At 44.8% G+C, this 1605-nt stretch carries 3 protein-coding genes; 2 read left to right on the top strand and 1 reads right to left on the bottom strand.

Annotated features, from left to right (window positions below):
* Positions 1–100: 30S ribosomal protein S15 (locus Q0191_RS03595; protein ID WP_293931306.1), on the bottom strand; the 100-nt coding region annotated here is incomplete at its 3' end.
* Positions 101–374: 274 nt separating this feature from the next.
* On the opposite strand from Q0191_RS03595, the gene Q0191_RS03590 reads away from it, so the two are divergent.
* Both Q0191_RS03590 and Q0191_RS03585 read left to right on the top strand, forming a co-directional pair.
* Positions 375–1301 (top strand): aldo/keto reductase family oxidoreductase, encoded by a 927-nt coding sequence (locus tag Q0191_RS03590; RefSeq protein WP_297663917.1) that lies wholly within the window; start codon positions 375–377, stop codon positions 1299–1301.
* A gap of 161 nt (positions 1302–1462) precedes the next feature.
* A partial coding sequence (locus tag Q0191_RS03585; protein WP_297663919.1) for an NAD(P)/FAD-dependent oxidoreductase occupies positions 1463–1605 on the top strand: 143 nt, incomplete at its 3' end.

Genomic DNA, 1605 nt, shown 5'->3' with positions numbered 1-1605 from the left:
AAGTAAGGACAGCAACTTGAACCTCTACTGAACCTGTATCACCTTCGTGACGTGCATATTGTGCGATGATTTCATTTTTTTTCTCTTTTGAGATTGCCATGATAAGCTCCTTTTCTTTACGCTTCATCCGAGTGACAGGCTTGGCAATTCCTGCAACCAAGAAGAAGTTATTTGTCTTTAAGACATTCTTATTCTATCAGGAAGCCAAGTTTTTGTCAAATCTTCTAATTCTCCGACAAAGTCAGCCAAATTTCATTAGCCAAAACGAGGATTTTCTACACATTTGCTCCAAGGCTCGATCTAGCTAGTCGCTTTTTGACTTTGGAGCAGGTTTAGCTTATACTGGGATTAAGATGACACGAGGAGAAGAGCTTATGAAATATCTTGAATTCGGAGAAAGCAAGAGAGAAATTTCCCAGATTATCATAGGGCTGATGCGAATTGCCCAAATGACACCCAAAGAGGTGGAAGAACTGATCGAAACAGCCTTGTCAGTCGGAATTAATGCTTTTGACTTAGCCGATATTTACGGTAGAGGCAAGTGTGAAGAAATTCTGGGACAAGTGCTCAAAAATCGACCTGACCTGCGGGCTAAGATGTGGATTCAGTCCAAGGTGGGGATCCGCATAGAAGAATTCACCTACTTCGACTTTTCCAAAGACTATATCCTAGAGGCAACAGACGGTATTTTACAGCGCTTAGGCGTGGAGCATTTGGACTCTCTGCTCTTGCATCGACCAGATGCCCTGATGGAGCCTAGTGAAATCGCTGAAGCTTTTGATCTGCTCAAATCACAAGGGAAAGTCCTTGATTTTGGAGTGTCCAACCAGAATCCTATGATGATGGAGCTACTAAAAACAGAGGTCAAGCAGCCCTTGGTAGCAAATCAGCTCCAACTAAGCGCAGCTTTCTCACCTGCTTTTGAAGCTGGCTTCCATGTCAACATGGAGGGAGCCACCGCAAATATGCGCGACGGTAGTATTTTCGAATACTGCCGCCTGAACGACGTCGTGATTCAAGCCTGGTCTGTCCTCCAACATGGCTATTTTGAAGGCGTTTTTGTCGGTTCGGATAAATACCCCAAGCTCAATACCGTCCTCAACCGACTGGTCGACAAATACCAAATATCAGCATCGGCAGTGGCTATTGCTTGGGTGCTACGCTATCCAGCCCACATGCAAGCGGTCATCGGCACGACCAAGGCTAGCCGCATCATCGAATCAGCCAAGGCAGCAGATATTGAACTAACTAGAAAAGAATGGTACGAAATCTATTGGGCCTCTGGAAAAGATCTTCCTTAAAAAATGAGCCTAAAATCCAATTAATTTTCTACCAAGATGCTGGCTAACGGACTGTTGAAAAGCTGTCCAGAGCATGCCCACTGTAAGCCTTAAAGGGCAAAATCATCTTGCACAAGATGAACTAGCACATAAAATTCCTATTTCACGAAAGGAAAAGATACATGAACTATTTCGACACAATCATCATCGGCGGAGGACCAGCTGGCATGATGGCTGCCATTTCCAGTTCTTTCTACGGACAGAAGACCTTGCTCCTCGAGAAAAATAAACGACTGGGCAAGAAACTAGCCGGTACAGGCGGCGG

The organism is uncultured Streptococcus sp., assembly GCF_938036805.1.
GTDB lineage: Bacteria > Bacillota > Bacilli > Lactobacillales > Streptococcaceae > Streptococcus.
This window is presented reverse-complemented; position numbering and strand designations above follow the sequence as displayed.